19 protein-coding genes are annotated in these 20,067 nt (G+C 32.9%); 7 read left to right on the forward strand and 12 right to left on the reverse strand.

Features of this window, described 5'->3' with window-relative positions; all coding sequences use genetic code 11:
- Nucleotides 1–55: 55 nt before the first annotated feature.
- On the forward strand, nt 56–1,417 hold the full coding sequence (locus NYQ10_RS06185; RefSeq protein ID WP_289879351.1) for a sigma-54-dependent transcriptional regulator: 1,362 nt from the start codon (nt 56–58) through the stop codon (nt 1,415–1,417).
- Between the two features lie 96 nt (nt 1,418–1,513).
- Complete coding sequence (locus tag NYQ10_RS06190) at nt 1,514–2,839, forward strand: sensor histidine kinase (protein WP_289879352.1); 1,326 nt, start codon at nt 1,514–1,516, stop codon at nt 2,837–2,839.
- 159 nt (nt 2,840–2,998) lie between these two features.
- Here NYQ10_RS06190 and NYQ10_RS06195 read toward each other — a convergent pair whose 3' ends face one another.
- The 5 genes from NYQ10_RS06195 to NYQ10_RS06215 form a co-directional block, all read right to left on the reverse strand.
- On the reverse strand, nt 2,999–3,325 hold the full coding sequence (locus tag NYQ10_RS06195; RefSeq protein ID WP_289879353.1) for an MGMT family protein: 327 nt from the start codon (nt 3,323–3,325) through the stop codon (nt 2,999–3,001).
- A 151-nt stretch (nt 3,326–3,476) separates the two neighbouring features.
- The gene (locus tag NYQ10_RS06200) at nt 3,477–4,115 is read right to left on the reverse strand and encodes a LysE family transporter (protein WP_289879354.1); all 639 of its coding nucleotides are present in this window, start codon (nt 4,113–4,115) and stop codon (nt 3,477–3,479) included.
- Between the two features lie 43 nt (nt 4,116–4,158).
- Nucleotides 4,159–4,836 (reverse strand): tRNA (guanosine(46)-N7)-methyltransferase TrmB, encoded by a 678-nt coding sequence (trmB, locus tag NYQ10_RS06205; protein WP_144215838.1) that lies wholly within the window; start codon nt 4,834–4,836, stop codon nt 4,159–4,161.
- A 144-nt stretch (nt 4,837–4,980) separates the two neighbouring features.
- Nucleotides 4,981–6,363, reverse strand: a complete 1,383-nt coding sequence (locus NYQ10_RS06210) for an ammonium transporter (protein ID WP_289879355.1) — start codon at nt 6,361–6,363, stop codon at nt 4,981–4,983.
- Between the two features lie 262 nt (nt 6,364–6,625).
- Nucleotides 6,626–7,114: a nuclear transport factor 2 family protein gene (locus NYQ10_RS06215; protein WP_289879356.1), complete on the reverse strand. Its 489-nt coding sequence runs from the start codon at nt 7,112–7,114 to the stop codon at nt 6,626–6,628.
- 261 nt (nt 7,115–7,375) lie between these two features.
- Between NYQ10_RS06215 and NYQ10_RS06220 the strand changes: the two genes are divergently transcribed.
- The gene (locus NYQ10_RS06220; RefSeq protein ID WP_289879357.1) at nt 7,376–8,026 is read left to right on the forward strand and encodes a hypothetical protein; all 651 of its coding nucleotides are present in this window, start codon (nt 7,376–7,378) and stop codon (nt 8,024–8,026) included.
- Nucleotides 8,027–8,120: 94 nt separating this feature from the next.
- Here NYQ10_RS06220 and NYQ10_RS06225 read toward each other — a convergent pair whose 3' ends face one another.
- From NYQ10_RS06225 to NYQ10_RS06245, 5 genes are all read right to left on the reverse strand, one after another.
- Nucleotides 8,121–8,435, reverse strand: a complete 315-nt coding sequence (locus NYQ10_RS06225; RefSeq protein WP_289879358.1) for an HPF/RaiA family ribosome-associated protein — start codon at nt 8,433–8,435, stop codon at nt 8,121–8,123.
- 145 nt (nt 8,436–8,580) lie between these two features.
- A complete protein-coding gene (locus NYQ10_RS06230) occupies nt 8,581–9,063 on the reverse strand; it encodes a hypothetical protein (RefSeq protein ID WP_289879359.1) in 483 nt (160 codons plus the stop codon).
- Nucleotides 9,060–9,824 carry an HNH endonuclease gene (locus tag NYQ10_RS06235; RefSeq protein ID WP_289879360.1) on the reverse strand — a complete coding sequence of 255 codons (765 nt, stop codon included), beginning with the start codon at nt 9,822–9,824 and terminating at the stop codon, nt 9,060–9,062. Before NYQ10_RS06235 ends, NYQ10_RS06230 begins: the two co-directional genes overlap by 4 nt.
- Before the next feature lie 93 nt (nt 9,825–9,917).
- A complete protein-coding gene (locus NYQ10_RS06240) occupies nt 9,918–11,747 on the reverse strand; it encodes an AsmA-like C-terminal region-containing protein (RefSeq protein WP_289879361.1) in 1,830 nt (609 codons plus the stop codon).
- A 42-nt stretch (nt 11,748–11,789) separates the two neighbouring features.
- On the reverse strand, nt 11,790–12,392 hold the full coding sequence (locus NYQ10_RS06245; RefSeq protein ID WP_289879362.1) for an AsmA family protein: 603 nt from the start codon (nt 12,390–12,392) through the stop codon (nt 11,790–11,792).
- Nucleotides 12,393–12,635: 243 nt separating this feature from the next.
- Between NYQ10_RS06245 and trxA the strand changes: the two genes are divergently transcribed.
- Nucleotides 12,636–12,953 carry a thioredoxin gene (gene trxA / locus NYQ10_RS06250; RefSeq protein WP_008466289.1) on the forward strand — a complete coding sequence of 106 codons (318 nt, stop codon included), beginning with the start codon at nt 12,636–12,638 and terminating at the stop codon, nt 12,951–12,953.
- 243 nt (nt 12,954–13,196) lie between these two features.
- Here the strand turns inward: trxA and NYQ10_RS06255 are convergent, their stop codons facing one another.
- Both NYQ10_RS06255 and NYQ10_RS06260 read right to left on the reverse strand, forming a co-directional pair.
- Complete coding sequence (locus tag NYQ10_RS06255; RefSeq protein ID WP_289879363.1) at nt 13,197–15,278, reverse strand: tetratricopeptide repeat-containing sensor histidine kinase; 2,082 nt, start codon at nt 15,276–15,278, stop codon at nt 13,197–13,199.
- Nucleotides 15,275–15,979, reverse strand: a complete 705-nt coding sequence (locus tag NYQ10_RS06260) for a LytR/AlgR family response regulator transcription factor (protein WP_289879364.1) — start codon at nt 15,977–15,979, stop codon at nt 15,275–15,277. The genes NYQ10_RS06255 and NYQ10_RS06260 overlap by 4 nt, the downstream gene beginning before the upstream one ends.
- Before the next feature lie 219 nt (nt 15,980–16,198).
- Here NYQ10_RS06260 and NYQ10_RS06265 point away from each other — a divergent pair, with 219 nt between their 5' ends.
- The 3 genes from NYQ10_RS06265 to NYQ10_RS06275 all read left to right on the forward strand — a co-directional run bounded on the left by NYQ10_RS06265 (nt 16,199) and on the right by NYQ10_RS06275 (nt 20,062).
- Nucleotides 16,199–16,738, forward strand: coding sequence for a hypothetical protein (locus NYQ10_RS06265; protein WP_289879365.1), 540 nt, complete (start codon nt 16,199–16,201; stop codon nt 16,736–16,738).
- Between the two features lie 51 nt (nt 16,739–16,789).
- A complete protein-coding gene (locus NYQ10_RS06270; RefSeq protein WP_289879366.1) occupies nt 16,790–17,368 on the forward strand; it encodes a hypothetical protein in 579 nt (192 codons plus the stop codon).
- A 135-nt stretch (nt 17,369–17,503) separates the two neighbouring features.
- Nucleotides 17,504–20,062, forward strand: coding sequence for a M1 family metallopeptidase (locus NYQ10_RS06275; RefSeq protein WP_289879367.1), 2,559 nt, complete (start codon nt 17,504–17,506; stop codon nt 20,060–20,062).
- The last annotated feature ends 5 nt before the right edge of the window (nt 20,063–20,067 follow it).

Here is a 20,067-nt window from a genome sequence, read left to right on the forward strand (position 1 = left end):
AGTAGTGTTCGATAATGAACAGTTGACCGTTCGAAACCGAACAAAAAAATACCACATGAGAAAAAAGCAAGCTCAAATATTAGTTGTTGACGATCAGGAAGAAATTCTTTTTTCGGCAAAAATGATTCTCAAAAAGCATTTTGAAACCATTTTTACAACCAACAGTCCAAAAAAAATCATTTCGCTTTTAAGTGAAAATGAAATAAATGTGGTGCTTCTGGATATGAATTACAGAATTGGTTTTGAAGACGGACGCGAAGGAATTCATTGGTTGAAAGAAATTAAAACACTTTCTCCAAATACAATTGTGATTTTGATGACCGCTTTTGGAAAAATTGAAACCGCCGTAGAAGGCATAAAAATTGGCGCTTTTGATTATGTTTTAAAACCTTGGCATAACGAAAAATTGCTTGAAATTATCGAAAAAGCCGTTGTGGAAAGCAGAAAAAACAATAAAAAAGCAACAGTCGAAGAAGGTAAAAACGAAAAGAAATATTTCGTCGGAACTTCCGCCAAAATAAAACAAGCTTATGCAATAGCTGAAAAAGTGGCCAGAACCGACGCTAACGTTCTGATTTTGGGCGAAAACGGAACAGGAAAATATGTTTTTGCCGAACACATTCACCAACATTCAGAAAGAAAAAACCAGCCTTTTGTGCATGTAGATTTAGGTTCGTTAAGCGATAATTTGTTCGAAAGCGAACTTTTTGGTTACGCAAAAGGAGCTTTTACCGATGCTAAAATCGATACTCCAGGACGTTTTGAAAATGCTTCAAACGGAACTATTTTTTTAGATGAAATCGGAAATATTCCGCTGCATTTACAAGCTAAATTATTACACGTTTTACAAACCAAAACCGTAACGCGTTTAGGCGAAAGCAAACCTCGTCCGCTAAATGTTCGTGTTATTGCAGCGACAAACAGCGACATTAAAACCGAAGTAAAAAATAAAACTTTCCGCGAAGATTTGTTGTATCGAATTAATACAATGGAAATTAATCTTCCCGCTTTACGCGAAAGAAAAGATGACATTGTTCCGATGGCAAATTTTATTTTAGAAAAGATTGCCGAAAAGTACAATCATGGTCCCGAAACTTCGGGATGGCGTTTTGAGGAAAATGTCAACTCTTATTTAGAAAAATATCCATGGAAAGGAAATGTCCGAGAAATGGAAAATAAGATAGAACGCGCTCTAATTTTAGCCGAAAATAACACGATTTCGGTTCTGGATTTAGATATTTTGGACTTCGAAGAAATTCAGGAAAACGATGAAAATCAGTTGTCTGAAATGGAAAAAGGAGCAATCGAAAAAGCGTTGTTCAAACATAGCGGAAATATCAGTAAAACTGCCGAAGAATTGGGTTTGTCTCGCGCGGCTTTGTACCGAAGAATAGAAAAATACGATTTAAAGAATTAAAATCAAGAATAATTTTGCCACAGATTAAAAGATTAAAAAAGATTTTTATTCAAATCTGTGAAAATCCTTTTAATCTGTGGCGAGAAAAAACAAATAATGAGGAATTGGAAGTTTTATAACGCTTTATTCGTAAGAGTTGTGTTTATCATGGCGCTTTTTCTTTGCAGTGCTTTGCTGTTTTATAAAGGATTTCGATACAACGCTATTTTGGTTGGCGTTTTTGTTCTGATTTTTCTTTTTGAAATGTATTTTTTTGTCAAAAATCAACTTTTGTTTTATGACAAAACGATAAACTCTATTTTGCATAACGACTTTTCTACACACTTTCCAGAAGAGCATAAAAAAGATAATTTTAATAGTTTGTACCTTTTGTACGATACCTTAAAAGTTCAAAAACAAGAACAGACTTCTAAAGAATTAATTTATCGTTCGATATTGAACAGTATTGATACAGCGGCTTTGATTCTGGAAAAAGAAAATGACAATTGGTCTATTTTTATAATGAATGATTGTTTTTCGAATCTCTTTAAAGTGCCGAAAGTAACACACTGGAAATACCTTAAAAATTACCTTCCTGCACTTTGTAATGAAATTGAAAATATTGATTTTGCTGAGGTTAAAACGGCTATTTCTATAAAAATTGAAGATCAGGATTTGCAGACATTTATGCTTCAAACTTCGCATACGCAAACCTACAACAAAGAATATTTTATTATTTTATTGGATAGTATTCAACGTGTTATTGAGAAGAAAGAAAAAGAAGCTTGGATTAATTTGATGAAAATTATATCGCATGAATTAATGAATTCTTTAACGCCAATCCGTGCGCTTTCGCAGAATTTGCTCCATATTGTAGATCAAGAACAATTAGAAGAAGATGATTTTGAAGATATCAAAAGTAGTATTTCAACTATCATAAATCGAAGCGATCATTTGCAGGTTTTTGTTGAGAATTACAGAAAATTGGCGATGCTTCCGACACCAAATAAACAAATGACGCCAATTAAGGCATTGTTTGAAGATTGTCTTCGAATTATGAATCCGATTTTGAAACAAGAAGGAATTGAATTGTTTAACGAAATTCATAGTTCGCGCTCGATTTCAATTGATAAAAATCAGATGGAACAGGTAATTATTAATTTGATTACCAATAGTATTCACGCTTTAAAAGAAAAAGAAGAAAAGAAATTAATCATTTCAAGTTATACCGAAAATAACCGCTTTTTTATTGTGATTTCAGATAACGGAAAAGGTGTAGATGCTGAAATTAGAGATAAAGTTTTCTTGCCTTTTTTCACGACCAGAAAAGATGGCGCTGGAATCGGATTAACGCTTTCTAAAAATATTATTGAAGCACATGGAGGATATTTAAGTTACCAAACCGATGAAGATCAAACGAGTTTTGTGATTTGTTTGATTTGATTTGTAGTCGATTAGTACACGTATTTTTGTCATTCCGAGGAACGAGGAATCTTCGTAAGTAGCTCGACAAAGATTTTTATATACGTTGTAGATTAATATTGCGGAGATTCCTCGTTCCTCGGAATGACAAGATTGTGGGGGTTTTATGAAAAGAAAAATTTAAAATTCAATTTCAGGTTTCCAAAAGTGTTTTTCAAAATCAACAATCTGATTGTTTACGACTTTAATTCCTTCGTTTTCTAAAAGTTGTTGCATTAAATTAGTTCCGTCAAAATGATGTTTTCCGGTCAAAAGTCCTTTTTGATTGACAACTCTATGCGCCGGAACATCATCCATATTATGACATGCATTCATTGCCCAACCCACCATTCTAGCAGAACGAGCAGTTCCTAAAGCTTTTGCAATTGCACCATAAGAAGTGACTTTTCCGTACGGAATTTGTCTTGCAATTACATAAACTCTTTCGAAAAAATTTTCCTCAGCCATAAATTGTTTTTTTTGTCTCACGCAGATTTTAGCAGATTAAAATTAAATCAAAAAATCTTTTAGATCTGCGCAAATCTGCAAAATCTGCGTGAAAAACTTCATCACAAAGTAAAAAAATCATTTTAATGCTTCTAATCTGTGTCTATAAAAATTAACCGAAATAGTAATTCAGGATATTAAAAAGTGTTGCAAGTGCGATTAATCCCGTAATGCTTCCAATAATAGTATTCATGTTTCGCATTAAATAATCCGTTTTCTTTTCGATTCTTCCAAAAAAGGCAATGTAACTATACAAAGCGGCAAACGAGCCTAAAACAGATCCTAATACAAATGTAAAAATGATATTGTTTTCGAATACAAAAAGATGATACGATGCCAAAGTAACGCTCACAACAACGTAATACGGAATCGGAAAGAAATTTAATCCAGAAAGCAACATTCCAAGAAAAAAACGGCTTTTTTTACTGCTTTTTTTAATCTTCGATTTTTTCTTGGTTTTGGGTTCTTTTGCAATAAATAAAAAGTAAATCGTTAAAATCGAAAAGATTCCAAAACCAACTTCACGCAATAGCGTAACAACATCTGGACGATTATCAATTACGCGAGCAAAAAGAACTGCAACATAAACCTGAAAAAAAATAACCAAAACGGCTCCAACAGCAAACCACATGGCATTCTTTTTACCTTCTTTCAGATTTATTTTGGCTGCCGTCATGTTGATTAATCCTGGTGGAATAATCCCAATTGCAGCGGCTATAAATCCAGAAATAAAAGGAGTAAATAAGGCCATTAAGTTGATTTGTAAGTTTTAAATTCAGTTTTTAAAATTAAGACTAATCTTTAATTTTGAAACGAATATACGTAATTGCCTTGTTAATTTCTAAATATTGTTTCTCATAAAATGTCTGAATCGAAGTTACAACTTCTGGACTTCCTTCGTTTTTGTATACGTTATGATTCGCATATAAAACTTCGTGTCCTTCTCCGTGAAGCAAACCTAAAGTATAACCGTGCATGAATTCGCTATCGGTTTTAAGGTTTACAACGCCGTCTTTTTTCAGGATTTTTTTGTATAGTTTCAAGAATTCAGAATTTGTCATTCTGTGTTTTGTTCTTTTGTATTTGATCTGCGGATCTGGAAAAGTAATCCAGATTTCGTCTACTTCGCCTTCAGCAAAAATATGATTGATCAATTCGATTTGAGTTCGAACAAAAGCTACATTATGAAGACCGTCTTCAACAGCAGTTTTAGCACCACGCCAGAAACGCGCACCTTTGATGTCAATTCCGATAAAATTTTTGTCTGGGTATTTTTCTGCTAATCCAACAGAATATTCTCCCTTTCCACATCCTAATTCTAAAACTAATGGATTATCATTTTTAAAGAAATCAGAATTCCATTTTCCTTTTAAAGGCATTAAATCGCCAACAACTTCTTCTCTAGTTGGTTGAAAAACGTTTTGAAATGTTTCGTTTTCTCTGAATCTTTTTAGTTTATTTTTACTTCCCACTTTTACAAAAATTTTCCGCAAAATTAAGGAATATAAACGAATGAAAATAGCGGAATTAGGTTTAAAAAGTTTTTCGCCACGAATTCACGAATTTTATTTTGAATAATCCGTGAATTCGTGGCGAATATATTTTAGGTTTATTTTTTAACCGTAATGAGGTTCCGTAATTGGCTGTGCTTTCGGATCAAGAGATTCATCGTGTTGTGATAAATCCAATCCGATATGTTCTGATTCTTCTGAAACTCTTAATGGAATAATGAAGTTCGTTACTTTGAATAAGAAATAAGCTCCGAAGAAAGTAAAAACAGATACTAAAACCAACGCCATCATATGGTGTCCGAAAACATTCCATCCTCCATGAAGTAAACTTGCGTCTTCTCCGTGAGCAAAGATAGCTGTTAAAATCATTCCCATAATTCCTCCGACTCCGTGGCAAGCAAAAACGTCAAGCGTATCATCAAATCTTTTTGAGTATTTGCAATTTACTGCGGTATTAGAAACCAAAGCCGTTACAAATCCGAAGAACATACTTTCTGGCACCGAAACAAATCCTGCGGCTGGCGTAATAGCAACTAAACCTACAACGGCTCCGATACAAGCGCCTAGAGCAGACACTTTTCTGCCGTTCATTCTATCGAAGAAAATCCAAGTTAGCATTGCAGCGGCAGATGAAGTTGTAGTGGTTGCAAAAGCCATGGCAGCAGTTCCGTTGGCAGCAAGAGCAGATCCAGCGTTAAATCCGAACCATCCAAACCAAAGCATTCCTGTTCCTAATAATACAAATGGAATATTGGTTGGAATATGCTGACTGTTTTTTCTTTTTCCTAAAACAATAACTCCAGCCAAAGCAGCAAAACCAGAACTCATATGGACAACAGTTCCTCCTGCAAAATCTTTTACTCCAAAATAACTTCCTAAAACACCCGTTGGATACCAAACAGCGTGACACAAAGGAGCATATATAAAAATGGTGAATAAACTAATGAAAACTAAATAAGAAATAAAACGAACACGTTCTGCAAACGAACCCGTAATAATTGCAGGACAAATGATGGCAAATTTCATTTGAAACAAAGCAAAAAGCATAAACGGAATTGTATTTGCTAATTGTTTATGAGGCAGAACACCTACATAATCCATAAAAGCAAAAGTAGTCGGGTTTCCGAAAAAGCTGTAAAAATGATCTCCAGAGCCAAATCCAACGGGATCTCCAAAAGCTAAACTAAATGCAACAACAACCCATAAAAGCGTTACTACGCCTAAGCAAATAAAACTTTGAAGCATGGTAGAAATTACATTCTTTTTTCCAACCATTCCTCCGTAAAAGAATGATAATCCTGGTGTCATGATTAAAACCAAGCAACTAGAAGTAAGCATCCAGGCAACATCGGCAGGAACAATATGGTCTGTAGTTCCAAATTCTGATAAAACATAACTATTTTCTGTAACTGTTGGCCAAAATGCACCAATTGTGCACACGACACTGATCATAATAAAGGAAATAATCCAGCGTTTTTCTATTTTCATTTTAAAATACTTTGTTTAACCCTGTTTTTTTTGGGGTCAAAGTTAAAAAAAAATAAATATTCTCGTTTTAGAGGCTGTTAAAATAGAGGTATGTGTTTTATTTTGATTGATTTTTTAAAATACACATCATTTTTTTGACAGTATCTTATTTTAAAGTTACAAAAAAGCACCGTTTTTGCCGAATTAATTAAAATTAATTTCTTAATTCGGCTTGTAAGGCGCTTAAAAAGTTATGTTTATAAAAAGAAATAGGTGAAATGTTTTATTTCTTTTGAAGCTTTGCGATTAAAGCGTCTTCAATTGGCGCTTTTATTTTAGTTACGGCATCAACTTCATCATTCGGAATAGTCATTGATAAAACATAATGCTGAATTTTCCATTCGTTACCTACTTTTACCAAAACGCCAGAACCACGACAGATTTTCATTTGAGTATCAAGCAATTCATCAAACCAAGCAATTTTTCCCGATTTATCAAAAAAGATATGACGTTCTAAGGCTTTAAAATTCCATGTCGTTTTTTTGTCAAAATAAGGTTTTGCCCAAACCTGAAATTCTTTTTTTGTCCAGTTTTCTGTTGCATCTGTTCCGATGTAGATAGCGTCATCTGCCATTGCATTAAAGTAAGCATCATATTTTACTTCGCCAGCGGCTTTATGCCAAGCGTCTAAAGTCTGATTGATTTTATTTTTGTCGGTTTGTGCATTTGCAAAAGAAGCTACAAATAAAAGAAGTAAGATTGTTTTTTTCATGAGATTTATTATTTGAGTTTAAAGGTATAAATTTTTTAAACCATATAAGGAATGTAAGAGAATTGAAGTTTTTTTAATCTGGTATTTACTAGAGCAAATATGATGATTGTCGTTTCTTGGGATGATATAAATTGCTGATAATCTATTTGGTTACGAAATCAAAAGACTATAAAAAACTGTCTTTAATTATCATTAACATTCCTCATATCATTTAATTTCTCAAAAACTACTATATTTGATTTTCAATAAAAATACCTCCCAATGAATGCAAAAATACTTTTAAGTTCACTAGCCATAACTTCCTTATTATTCATTTCCTGCAAAAAGGAATTAGAACCTCAAGAAAGTACCGCAACCTCAGAATTAGTGCGATTGGGACTTGCAAAAGACTCATCAAAAACGACTGCGCCAGTTGTTCAAAATCCTGCGGCAAATCCGAATACAGTTTTAGCAGATACAAAAGGTTTGAATCCGGCACACGGACAGCCAGGCCATCGTTGCGATATTGCTGTTGGAGCACCTTTAAATTCTGCACCAACACAACAAGGTCAGACCGTTCAGGTAAATCCAAATCAGCAACAACAAGTTGTGACTACAACAACTGTAGCACCAGTAAAAACAGCAAAAGGAATGAATCCGCCTCACGGGCAGCCAGGACATCGTTGCGATATTGCAGTTGGAGCGCCTCTAAATTCTCCAGTAGCAAAAACTACTTCGGGAACTACAGCAGAAAACGGATCGACGTCTCAAAGTTTTACGGTTACGCCTCCGCCATCAAATGCGGTTCCGGCATTGTTGAGTACAGAAAGTGCGGGACAAGACACTGGAATTGTAGACGGAATGAATCCTGCGCATGGAAAACCAGGACATAGATGTGATATTGCCGTTGGAGCACCTTTGCCAAAATCATAAGTTAAAGAAAAAGTTATAAAGTAGAAAAGTGACAAAGGTTCCAAGAAAACTTAGAACCTTTGTCACTTTGTTGCTTTGCAACTTATATATTATATTAATGTGTTTTTATTTTTTCGAAAGTCGAAGTCAACGATTTTTTTGCCTTTGCCAAAGCACCGCTAAATGCTTTTTCAAGCGTGTCGGCATGATCTGTAACTGTGATTGCCTGTAATTTTACAGGACGAACCTCAATTACACATTTTTTGTCGTGCAAGCTAAATTTTTCTCCATTTTCATCTCCAAAATGAATTTCTACGCGAGTAATTTTATCCTGAAAACGATCTAAGCTTTTTTCTGTTTCTGCAGCAAAATAACTTTCTAATCTTGCACTTCCTTCAATGTTTTTGTCGGTGTTGATTTGTACTTTCATAACGCATAATATTTAATGATTCATTCTCAAACTTATTTATTTTAAAGGGAAAAGACAAGTGAGTTAAGGAAATATTATGAAAATATTTTGCGGATGTTTTTTTGTATTGAAAGAAAACTTTTGAAGAATTATAAATCTCAATTAATTATTCTCCATCTAATATTTTTTCTGGATAAATTGCATTAAAAAAGTTTTCGAAAGCTTTGAGTAATAATTCTTTATGAATTTCTAATAATTCATTTCTAACATTCCAGTCTTTGATATATTCTTCATCACTTTCAGAAATTTCTTCACCATCAAGTTTTTTTGTTAAAATGTCGCTAAGTAAAACACTATTGCATTGATAGTATTTGGGATAAAACTTTTCAATAAAAGACCAATAATCAAATCCATCTTCTTCCTTTTCATTTATTTCTTTATGGTCAGTTTCTTCAAATTCTTTTACAACTTCAAATTCCGACCAACCAACTCCTTCTGCCAATCCTTTATAAAATGCATTTCTTTCTAACTGGGTTTCGAAAGTGTATTTTTTTACATTGATTATTTTTTCAAAATCATCAAAAGTTTCGTTGTTGCGATATTTTATTATCTGTTCTTTGCCAAAAATTATTTCAGTTATAAATTTCATTTTTTAAAAATTGTTGTTTGATGAAAATCTAAATATTCTTTGGAGGGAAGGAATCGATCTGGTAAAATGATTGGTTTGTTGTGGTATTTTAAAAAGAAATCTTCTACCGCATTTTCAAATTTATATTCATTGAAGTATTGTGATATCTTTATTTTATAATCAGTTGTAATGGTTATGAAACCTCTGTCAAAAGCTTTATCATGAATTGAATTTATACAAACTCCATTATGAGGATTTAATCTAATTTTATCATCTTTTGCCCAAGGAATTATATGGCTTGCAACAAGGAAATCTGGAATCGATAATCCTGTTATGCAACATCTAGAATTGTACGATGAAAGAATTGTTGAGCGAAAGAAATTCTGATTGACTCTTGCTTTAATAATTGCTTCTCTCTCTTTGCCTAATGGCAAATTATCGAGATTAATTTTTGAAGTTTTTTCAATAGGTTCGTTTTCAAAATTAGAAATCAGCAATTCACTTTCGTAACCGAGGTTTTGCCAATTACTACTAAATTCCTCCCAAACGATTTTATCAAGTTTACTTGCATTCCCTAATCCAACAATTCCTTTAGCTTTTAATTCTAAATCGAAACTTCCAAAATTTCCAATTTTCATTTTTAAAGAATTTGGACTTCTGCCAATGATTTTAGAAACCCGAATTATTTCAGGATGATTTGATGAAACTCTGTTAAATGGAATTTTGCAATACGTATTTAAGGCGACTACTGTTTGTTCTCGAGTCCAATTTTCTCCTGCCATGAATTATTGCTTGTATTAATTATCTCACGTAAAAGTATAAAATATTTAAGTGTTCTTTGAAATCTATAAAAAAAAGACTTTTTAAAATGAAAATCACTCCTTATCCCTCTTCCCCCACTTAATCTTAATCTTCCCCTCATTATCATAAGCAATCAAATGCAGGACAATACCACGTTCTCTAACAGCTTTACGTTCTTCTTTAGTGGCAAGATTGGCATCGTTTTTAGAGTTTCTTAGCGGAACTGTAAGCGCTAGATTTGTGCCTCGACCGAAAGAGTAAATTCCGTCTATGTCGAAGTTTAAGACGCTGGAACTTATAGTTAATTTGCGAATATCGATTTGTTCGCCGCGAAGATTGAGCGAACCCGATAAATCGCTAAACGTAATATTCTCCACATCGCGAAACGGAAAAGCAAATTTGCCGACTTTCATAATCGGTTCAAAGTCGAGTAAAGCGCCTTGATTGACATTAAAATCTAATTTTCCTCGCATCGAATTCACAATCAAATCGCCTTTGCTGCTCATTAAACCTGTAACATTGGCGTTGCTGCTTAATCGTCCTTTGATGTTTTTTGGACTAAAAGATTTGATTCCGAAATTGTTGAAAGATCTTAAAAAACTTGCAATATCTACTCGGTTTACTTGCGCATTCGAACTGAAAATATATTGGTTTCCGCTTGGTAAAATAGCGCCGTTAAACGCAATACTTCCGCCAGAAGTCTGCAAAGTTCCGTTTTTGAGCAGTAATTTCGAATTTAGCATTTGCAAAGTCGCTTTGGTATTTGTTGCTGTAAGCGAACCGTAAGTGATTTTATCGGCTTTGAGATTGATTACAGCGGTACATTTCTCAATTACAGATTTCAGCTGATTTGTAAAATTGACGTTTTTCTTTTTAACTGTTTTTTTCTGCACTGTTTTTTGGGTTGGCGAATTTTTTAAAACACCTAAAAATTGTTTTACATCAATACTCGGGCAGTAAATATTCCAATTTACAACCATTTTTTCGGGCGCATCGTAATACAAATTCAAGAAATTATCGATTTTTCCATCAATTCGAATAATGTTGTTTTTGTGTTTATAAGCTATTTTTTTGATGTAAAGCGCCTGCTCTGTAAACGATAATTGTACGGCGGTTTTTTCGGCATGAATGCTTTTAGGAAGATAATCAAACGTCGCGTTATCAATATCGACTTCGCCAGTTATACGAGGTTTGTTAATGTACAAATCGACAATATCAAACTGAAATCTTAAATTGGCTTTGGCATGTCCGCTTTCGAAATGAAGAATTTTTTCATTCGACATTCCGTTAAGTTTCGAAATATCAAAATCGGCATTTACGATTCCAGTAGCAATTGGTTTTTCGAGATTATTAATAACGGCTTGTGAAATCGTAAGCGGAATCGTTTCGTATTCAGCTTTAAAGTGTGTTAGAATTATAGCAGAATTCGGATCATTAAAACCTTTTTCGGGTTTAAAATTATTCGTAAAAATGCCTTTAAAACTGCAATTGGTAAACAAGCCATCGGGAATTGTCAATTCGTTATTTCGAATATCGGCCTGAACCATAATTTTCGGATCGCCTTCGACATTTAAATCGCCTTTTATATCGCAATTGACTTCTATCGGTTTTTTTAAATCAAATTGATTCAGTTTTGAACTGATATTTGCCGATAATAAATTAGACGCATTTCGCCATAAAATATTGGTTTCAATGTTAATTCCGAAAAGTGAATTTTGTTTTCCGATATTAAAGAAAGCCTTAATGTCAAATGCATCAGAACCAATTTTAAGCTTTTGAGTTTTAATGTCTATTTTTTGAGATGCTTCAGAATACGAAATATCAAAATTGCCTTGCAATATTTTTTCTTTGGCAAAACTTCCGTGAACGGTATTAAAAGCGAGACTGTTAATTTTGGTTTTCAAAAACAAATTTGTCTGCCAGTTTTCATCATCATAATTCACTTTTTAATCTAAAGATGCTACATCAAAATCGAATAATTTGTGTCCTAAATGATTGTCAATAATTACATGGACATTGTTGAGATTTACTTCGTCAATGGTCGTTTCGGTTTTTTCTTTATTAGATTCTGTTTTTTTCTTTTTTGGTTTAAAGATATTTACATTCGAATAACCGTTCTCTGCTTTGTAAATGTAAATCTGAGCATCATTAATTAAGATTTTATGAATGCTTATTTCTTTCTTTAATAAACTTAAAATATTTAAACGAGCTTCTATTTCTTTGGCTTTTAGTAAAGTATGTTTGTGATTTTGCCATTGATTGTCTTTTATTTCTACATCATTTAATGCCAAAGTGAAGTTCGGAAAACCAGTTAAAAACTTGTAATGAAAATCGGTTACATGAAATTTACCGTTTATATTTTCATTGATTTTATGATTGACTTTCGCAATAATTTCTGCTTTATTCTGATTGAAATAAATAGACAAAGCGCCACAAGCAATCAAAAGCAAGGCAATTAATCCTAGAATAAAAAATCCAAACCGTTTAGCATATTTTTTAAACGGATCAGATTGAAGAAAGGTTTTTATTTGAAGTAAAGTTTGCTGCATTTTAAATTAAATCTTTGGAGTACTAAAGATACTACAAAAAAGATTAACATTTTATTAGGTTGGTTTTCAGTTGAATATATCGTAAATTGAAATCTAAAAAAGTTTTATACAGTTGATAATTAATGACAATACATTTATAATGAAAACTAATTTAGTAATCGTGTTTGATTTGTTTTAAATTTTTAAATTTGTACTGTAGTTTGAAAGTTAAACATTCAAACATAATTTTAATCTTAATATATTATGGCATTAGCAATAACAGATGCTACTTTTGATGAAGTAGTTTTAAAATCAGATAAACCAGTAATGGTAGATTTTTGGGCAGCATGGTGTGGTCCTTGTAGAATGGTTGGTCCAATCATTGACCAATTAAGCGAAGAGTACGCTGGTAAAGTAGTTGTTGGTAAAGTAGATGTAGACGCTAACCAAGAATTTGCTGCAAAATACGGTGTGCGTAACATACCAACCGTTTTGGTGTTTCAAAATGGTGAAGTAGTAGGAAAACAAGTAGGAGTAGCTCCGAAACAAGCCTACGCAGATAGTTTAGACGCTTTATTGTAATCTCAGATTACGATTGATATAAAAAAGGTTTGGCGAAAGTCAAGCCTTTTTTATTGGAATAAAATGAGATTAGTTTTTAAACACATAGAATCATAGATTTTGTAAGCTTGATAAAAGGCATTTCATTTATTTAAAACAAACATAGAATGTTTAAAGGTATTTTGACACTGAAACTATGTTTATTTAAACAAGTGAAACGTCTTTACTCACAAAGAAAAACTATGTTTCTATGTGTTTAAAAACTTATGCATTAAAAATAATAGTAAAAGTAGCGCCAGCATTTGGCTTTGAACAAACCTTAATTTTACAATTAATTGCCGTTGCCAAATCACGAATCAGATGCAAACCTAAACCAGATTTGATTCCTATAACTTGAGATTCGTCGTATAAAGCTTTAAATTTTTCTTGAGTTCCGCCTGGACCATTGTCGGTTATAGAAAGATAATTATTCTCATTTTCCTGCCAAGCTTTCCAGACGATTTTTGCATTTGGAGTTTTGTCTAAAGCTTTTATCGCATTTCCGGTAAGGTTTCTCATAATAGTTTTCAGGTAATTTTCGTCTGTTTCTAAAATGATGTTTTCAGGATTTTCAAAAGCAATTTCGATATTTTCAATGTTAGAAAAATGTTTTTCGGTTTCTTCAAATAAAACTTCAATTGCTGTTTTTCTAAACTGAGGTTTAAAATTTTCCATTTGTCCTTTGCTCCAAAGCAAAATATCTTCCATCGATGACAACAAATTTTCGGCTCCAGTTGTAATTTTATTTTGCATTCTGATCGCCGTTTCTTCATCTATAAGTTCAGGATTTTCTTTTTGAAGATGCAGAAAATGAATCAGATTTGAAACTGGACTTCTTAAATCATGATTTAAAATACTAAAAAATTGGGCTTTAATTTTATTAGCTTCATCCAATTCTTGGTTTAAAGCCTGAAGTTTCAAATTGGTTTTCTTTCTGTTTTGACTTTGTTTCATCAATAATAATCCGATAATGCCAACTAAAGCAATTCCAGAAATTAAGAAAATACGTTGCTGTTTTACTTCTTTAATCTGAATATTTTTAATGTCATTTTCTGTAGACAGATTTTTGATTTTTTGTTGTTTGGTCTGGTTTTGATAGCGAGCTTCTGCGGTTGCAATGCTTTGTTTGGCTGACTGCGCCATCATTTCGTCGTTGTTTTTGCTATAGATTTCGTTGTAATAATAAGCTTCTTTCCATTGTCCGATTGCGGCGTAACTCTGAGAAAGCTTTTTATTGATCATAACAAAAGATTCTTTGTCGTAATGTAATGCGTTTTTAGAAGTTTTTTTTAGCGTTTCTATAGCTTTTTTATATTCTCCTTTTTCATACAAAACCCTTCCCATTACGGCATTTGCCTCCATAATCATATCTTCATCATTCGATTTTTGCCCAAATCGAACCGCTTTTTTAGCATAATTATAGGCAATGTTTGGTTTGCGTTGATTGGCGTAATATTCAGACATGCTTCTGTTTGCAAAACTCAAATTAAGAAATAAAGAATCTTTTTTAGAAGGATAAGTATGTATAAGATTGTAGTATTTCTGAATACTATCGATATTCTTTAAAGGAACAAAACTTTGCAAATAATAATTGCATAAAAAAGCACTTACATAGGGAGAATTCTTGATGTAAGATTTTGCTTCATTCAAATATTCGATTGCTTTGTTGTATTGCTTCATTCTAGTATACGCACTTCCGATTTGGAGATACGATATACCAATGTTTTCTTCGTTTATTTTGTTTTTTTGAAGTAGTTTCTTGTATGAAATTGCTTTTAATTGATATCCGATAAAAGTTTCATACTGAGCATTATTCTGGTAATATTCTGCTAAACTTCCGTTTAAAATGGCTTTGGTATAATTACTTTTTGTTGTGTCTAATACCTCTGACATATACGCTGCAAGATGTTTGCTTTTAACAGTATCTTGAACGGCATAATAAACATAATTAAGACGCATTAAAATGGTCGTTTCGTTTTTTAAATGTTTGGCTTTTTGAGCATATTTCCAAGCTTCCTCGTAATTGATTAAAGCTTTTTGAGATTGATTATTCGTAAATTCATAAGCAAGTCCTTTTTGAAGATAGAAACGGCTTTTATAGGCATTTTGATTTTTTGCAAGCAAAATTCCTTTGTCTGCGACAGGTATAAGTTTAATGTAATCTTCAGCATCTAAAAGCGAGTTGGAATACTTCAGCCAGACTTTTAGTTTTTCGTCTACTGTTTTATAACGCGCCAAATTGGGTTCCTGCTGTGCAAAAACATTGCAACTAATTAGAAGTAAAAGCAGGAACTTTAGATTTCTCATGCCATCAGATTTAAGTTCTCTTTGTAACTTCTTCCAATCGGAATTACGGTATTATTATTCAAGATTATTTCACTCGAATTAATCTTTTGAACATATTGTTTCTGTACGGCATAACTTCTGTGAATACGAATAAAGGACTGAAAATGATCTTCTTTTAATAAATTTCCGATACTCGAAAGCACACAATGCCTCTTACGGTCTGTTACTACCAACGTATAATCTTTTAAAGCTTCTAGATATAAAATCTCGTGAAGTTTAACTTTCGTCTGTTCGTGTCCTTCTTTAATATAAATCGTATCGCCGCCAATACTGGCTTCAAACAGAGAGGCTTTGAGTTTAATTTCCATAAACTCTTCAATGCGATTTATGGTTTGTGTAAAACGATCTAATTTTAAGGGTTTTACAATGAAATCTAACGTTTCGATTTGAAAACTTTCTACCGCATGTTCAGGATGCGCGGTTATAAAAACACAAACAGGAATATCTAAAGCTTGTTTTCTAAATTCGATTCCGTTTAAACCCGGCATATCGATATCTAAAAACAAAATGTCAATTTTTTCTTTTTCTAAAAAAGGAACAGCGTCTTCAGCCGACTCAAAAACGCCCAGAATATCTAAAACAGGAAATTTCTTGGCATAAGAAACTGCCGTAAGTCTGTCTATTTCGTCATCATCAATTATAATACAAGTGTATTTCTTCATCTAAAATTGATTTTTTAAAATATAAAAAGCATAAAAACGGTTGTCTGTCTATTTAAAATGCTGTTCGTCTATTAGCGATTTTTTGCCAGAATTTATTCCCACAACTTTGTCATGTAATTAAATCACAAGGAAAGAAACTGCCTTACTGATAGTTGCAAAAATAATGTTATTGAATTAAATAAGAACCATTTGACCAATTTTTTAAAGACTAGAATTATTATGAAAACTTTTAAAGCCCTTTTTACAATTTTTTTACTTGCAATTAGTACTATTTCATGCAGTGGCGATGACGGAAATAATGGAATTGATGGAGTCGACGGTGCGCCAGGAGCAACAGGAACAGCGAATGTTATTTACAGTGCTTGGATGACTGCCCCAGCAGCGGTTGCAGAAACAATAGACGGAACTTCAGGATTATCAACTTCTATTAATGCTCCAGAACTATCAGCTGATATTTTAGCAAAAGGAACAATATTAGTTTATATGTCTTTCAGCAGCAGCGTTTATCAATTGCCTTACACATCAACAGCTGGAGGATTTGTAAATACGATTACGGCGATTTCGACTGTGCAAAAAATTAAGCTTTTTAGATTTAAACACGTTGGAGACGGAACAACCGTTTCTTTGCCAACATCTCTAAGCTGGAGATACATTTTAATTCCAGGCGGTAAAGCGGCTGCAACGGCAAAGACTACAAAACTGGATTATTCTAAAATGAGTTACGAAGAAGTTTGTGCACGTTTTAATATTCAGCCTTAATTTCTAAAACAACCAATATTAACCAAACTAAAACTATCAAAATTTTATATCATGAAAAAGTTTAAAACCATTATAACCATTTTAGTAACTGCCATTTTAGCCATTTCTTGCAGCAGCGATAAAGATGATAAAAAATCATTTGCAACAGAAAATCCGTTAGCGGCTTATTATACAGCGACAGGTTTCAGTACAGTAACAAATTTTATTAACGCTGGCGATTACGAATTTGGTTTGGTGTTTACGCCAACTGTAAAAGGTAAAATTAAAGCTGTAACACTAAAACTGCCAGCGACAAATCCTACTGTTCGTGTAACAATTTGGGATTATTCAGCAAAAACGGTATTACGTTCTGAAACTTTAAATGTTGCAACAGCTGATGTTGAGGTTAAAAAAGAAATCAGCGAATTAGCTTTAGATAAAGACAAAAAATACATGATTACCATGAACTCAAATGATTGGTACAAAAAAAACAAAGCCGACCTATCTAATGTAACGTATCCTATTGTTGCCGGAAACATAACATTCAATGAGTATAGATGGGTTTCTGGAACTGCACAAATTTTCCCGACAAACGTTTCGGCAAATTACAATGCAGGAGATTTAAGCTTTGATTTTCAACAAACTGAATAATTCTTTTTTTGGATAGCTTTGAATTAGTAAAGGAAAAGGTTTGACAATCGTCAAGCCTTTTTCGTTTTCTGTCGAATCGAAAGTTTTAATGTCGTTGCTTTTTTTTATTTTTAACGAATCTTATATTCCTTAAAAATGAAAATTTTCTACAGCTTTCTTTGTTTTGTTATCTTGATTTCCAATGGTTTTTCGCAGTCAAAAGAAAATGCATTATTCGAAAATGGTGTTTCAGAGAAATTGGCGCACTATCGTAAAAAACAGATTTCAGACCTTCAGTATACTTTATTTTTCGAAATTCCGAATAAGAGAACAGAAAATATAAATTCTCAGTTATTCGTAAATATGAATTTATCAGATTTGAGTCAGCCTTTGCTTTTTGATTTTAAAGAGAAAACTTCTAATATAAAAACAGTTGAAGCAAACGGAAAAAAGCTTTCTATTATTCATGAAAACGGACATATTGTAATTCCAGTTTCTGCTTTGGTTTCAGGAAAAAACACTTTCTCGATTTCATTCATTGCAGGGAATTTATCTTTAAACAGAAACGACGATTTTCTCTACACATTATTAGTTCCGGATCGTGCAAGCACTTTATTTCCTTGTTTTGATCAGCCAGATATTAAGGCAACTTACAAATTAAGTCTTTCTGTGCCAAAAGAATGGTCGGTTTTGGCTGGAGCCGATGTAAAAGAGAAAGTTGAAAAAGGCGATTTTACATTATATACTTTTGGAGAATCTGATAAAATGAGCACGTATTTGTTTTCATTTGTCGCTGGAAAATTCAATAGCATTACAAAGAAACCTGGTTTAGAAATGACGTTTCTTTATCGTGAAAATGATAAAAATAAAATAGAAAGCAGTACCGATACTATTTTCAGTTTACATCAGCAATCGTTAGACTTTTTAGAAAAGTATACCAATTATAAATTCCCATTTCAGAAATTGGATTTTGCCTCAATTCCGGTTTTTCAGTATGGCGGAATGGAACATGTTGGTGCAATTCAATACAGAGAATCGACCTTATTTTTGGATAACAGCGCAACTGACAGCGAAAAATTAAACCGAGCAAAACTCATCGCACACGAAACTTCGCACATGTGGTTTGGCGATTTGGTTACAATGAAATGGTTTGACGACGTTTGGATGAAAGAAGTATTTGCCAATTTTATGGCAGACAAAATCATGAATCCGATTTTTCCGAAAGTCAATCATAATTTGCAGTTTTTTACTGCGCATTATTCCAGCGCTTACGCGGAAGACCGATCTTTGGGCACGCATCCGATCAGACAGCATTTAGAAAATTTAAAAGATGCAGGATCACTTTATGGCGCCATGATTTACAACAAAGCGCCAATTATGATGCGTCAATTAGAAGCTTCGATGGGAAAAGAAGCTTTTCAGAAAGGAATTCAAAAATACATTCAAAAATATGCTAACGACAATGCTGATTGGAATAATCTTGTAGAAATTCTAGATGCAGAAACGCCTTTGGATATGAAGAAATGGAGCGAAGTCTGGGTAAATAAATCCGGAAGAACCATTTTTACAGATAAAATAGAATACGATTCTAAAAATAAAATTAAAAAATTTGAAATTGCACAGCAAGCAGAAGATAAATCAGGAAATATCTGGCCTCAGGTTTTTCAAATTGGGTTGATTTATGCAGAAGATGTGAAGGTTTTAGCAACTAATATTAATGATAAAAATACAGTTGTAAAAGAAGCTGAAGGACTTGAAAAACCGCTTGCCGTTGTTTACAACTATAATGGTTTCGGGTACGGAGTTTTTCCGCTTGACGGCAATAATTTAAATTATATTTCAAGTTTAAAAGATGAGGTTGCAAGAGCGTCGAGTTACAGCAATCTTTTTGAAAATACATTAATTGGAAATGTTTCTCCTGAAAAAGCGTTCGATTGTTTTTTAAAAGGAATTCAATCGGAAGAAAATGAGTTGGTTTTGAGAATTGCATCAAATAGTTTGAATACAATTTATTGGAGATTTTTTACTGAAGATCAGCAAAACAAAATCCAAAAACAGCTTTTAGGTATATTATACGAGCGTTTACAAGCTAATTTATCGGCAAATATTAAAAAGACTTTATTCGGATTATTCAGTTCAGTTGCCTATTCAGATTCAGGAAAAGCAAGTTTGTATAAAATTTGGAATAGAGAAGTTTCTATTTCTGGATTAAAATTAAACGAAGACGATTATTCCAATATGGCAATGAATCTGGCTATTTTTAAACATCCAAAAGCCGATGAGATTTTGGAGAAAACAAGAACAACAATCACAAATCCGGATAAAAAGAAGCGATTTGAATTTTTACTTCCATCCTTATCAAAAGACGAATCGGTTAGAAATGCATTTATAGAATCATTAAAAGACGATGCAAATAGAGAAAAAGAAGCTTGGGTTTCTGTAGGTTTGGCAAATGTAAATCATCCTCTTCGTCAGGAAAGTGCACAGAAATATATTAGATTTTCATTAGATTTGGTAGACGAAATTCAGCGCACGGGAGATATTTTCTTTCCGAAAGATTGGCTTGATAATACTATCGGGAAATATTCGTCTAAATATGCTTTTGATGAAGTACAGCGATTCTTAAAAGAAAACCCTAATTTTAGTCCGATCTTGAAGCGTAAATTATTTATGGCGACAGATTTGCTTTTTAAAGCGCAAAATATCAAAAAATAAACCAG

The sequence above is a fragment of the Flavobacterium johnsoniae genome, assembly GCF_030388325.1.
GTDB classification, from domain to species: Bacteria; Bacteroidota; Bacteroidia; order Flavobacteriales; family Flavobacteriaceae; genus Flavobacterium; species Flavobacterium johnsoniae_C.